General features: G+C 60.0%; 3 protein-coding genes. 2 read left to right on the forward strand and 1 reads right to left on the reverse strand.

Annotation, left to right across the window (positions count from 1 at the left end; translation table 11 throughout):
* Positions 1 to 84: 84 nt before the first annotated feature.
* Positions 85 to 408 carry a putative quinol monooxygenase gene (locus AC1DS3_RS38355; RefSeq protein WP_441640836.1) on the forward strand — a complete coding sequence of 108 codons (324 nt, stop codon included), beginning with the start codon at positions 85 to 87 and terminating at the stop codon, positions 406 to 408.
* A 472-nt stretch (positions 409 to 880) separates the two neighbouring features.
* Positions 881 to 1,441, forward strand: a complete 561-nt coding sequence (locus AC1DS3_RS38360) for a phasin family protein (protein WP_441640835.1) — start codon at positions 881 to 883, stop codon at positions 1,439 to 1,441.
* Positions 1,442 to 1,507: 66 nt separating this feature from the next.
* Here the strand turns inward: AC1DS3_RS38360 and AC1DS3_RS38365 are convergent, their stop codons facing one another.
* A complete protein-coding gene (locus AC1DS3_RS38365; RefSeq protein ID WP_441640834.1) occupies positions 1,508 to 1,654 on the reverse strand; it encodes a DUF3096 domain-containing protein in 147 nt (48 codons plus the stop codon).
* Positions 1,655 to 1,687 lie beyond the last annotated feature (33 nt).

Below are 1,687 nucleotides of genomic sequence, written 5' to 3' on the forward strand. Positions count from 1 at the left end.
GCATGAGCCAGCTGTGAGGCTTGAGCTGGCTTAGCTGGCTTATCTGATTTACTGACTTGGCATCAGCAAGGAGCACGGAACACCATGAGTGAAAACATCGCCTTTATCGTCCACCTGCCGGGTAAGCCGGAGCATCGCGACGAACTCGAATCCAGCTTGCTGCAAGTACTGGAGCAAATGGCCAAGGAGCCGGATTTCGTCAACACCTACCTGCATCGCTCGGTCGAAGACCCCGACACGCTGGTGCTCTACGAGACCTGGGCTTGCAGCCCCGCGTACTTCCAGGCATATCACTTGAGCCGGCCCTATCGGCAGGCCTATGAGCAGGCATTGCCGAGGCTGCTCAAGCGCGAGCGCACGCTGGAATTCCTCGAGCCGCTGCGCGCGTTCGAGACGCCGGCAGCATAAGCTCGGGCAGTTGACGTTGCCTTCATGGCGGGAGCCGGAAGACGATCATCCGGAAGTGGAGGACGCGGTCTTTGCGCCCGCCCCGGATCGTCATCTGGATTCCGTACGGGGTACGCCGGGAGGATAGACAGGCGCATCTTAGCCGCAGCAATTGGAAATGCGTGCGGTTGCCAACGGAGGAGGAAACCGTCCCCGCGATGGCGGGGACGCACGGTACTTCTGAAAGCACCCCCACACAGTTGGGTAAGCTCATGTCGACCTTGCTGCACAGCAACAAGCGGGATACCGTGTTTGTTCGGGTATCTCCCTAGGGGCTATCCAAATAGAGGGCTCTAGAATCTGCCCTTGGATGGTGCACTGCGCAAATCAGTGATGACGCCGCCTTTCCGAATCTCATATTCGACCCGCTTGCCGCGAGGGCACATGCCGTGCCTGTCGGCCTGGCTGCCGGGCGATACACAGGAGAACACGCATGTTCGTTTTTTCGTCCGACCAGTTCGCTGAAGCCCAGAAAGCCCATTTCGCCAACTTGTTCGCGCTGACGAATACGGCTTTCGACGGTTTCCAGAAACTGGCCGAGCTGAACCTGCAAGCCATGAAGTCGAGCCTGGCCGAAAGCCAGGAGAACGTGCAGGCGGCCTTGTCCGGTGGCGACCTGAAGGATGTCTTCAGCGCACAGGGTAAGTTCGCGCAGCCGGCAGCCGACAAGGCGCTGGCATATGCCCGCCATGTGTACGAGATTGCCTCGGCCACGCAGGCCGAACTCACCAAGACGGTGGAAGCGCAATACGAACAGCACAACCGCAGCGTGCAGACCTTCGTCGATACGTTCGTAAAGAATGCGCCGGCCGGATCGGAGGCGATCACCGCCCTGCTGCAGCAGACGGTTGCCGCCGCCAACAACACCTACGAATCGGTGCAGAAGGCCTCGAAGCAAGCGGTTGAAACGGTGAAGTCCAACATCGAAGCATCGACCGCAGCCGCGACTGGCGCAGCCCAGCAAAGCGCACGCCGCGCTGTCAAGGCATCTTGAAGTAAAGCACGCCCGCGCAGCGCGGCCTTCCCGTGCTGCGCGCCAGAGTCTTTTTGAAATGGCCTCTTAGTGCAGGTGCCCGCCGAACAGCCCTAGCAAGCCGATGACAATCAGGTAGATCGCCACGATGTAGTTCAGCAGCCGCGGCATGATCAGGATCAGGATGCCCGCGATCAGCGAGATCAGCGGGCTGGCGTTTGTGATGGCGATCATGATGGATCCCTTTCACAGCAGTGCCGTCCAGGC

The organism is Cupriavidus sp. 01L46, from assembly GCF_056399905.1.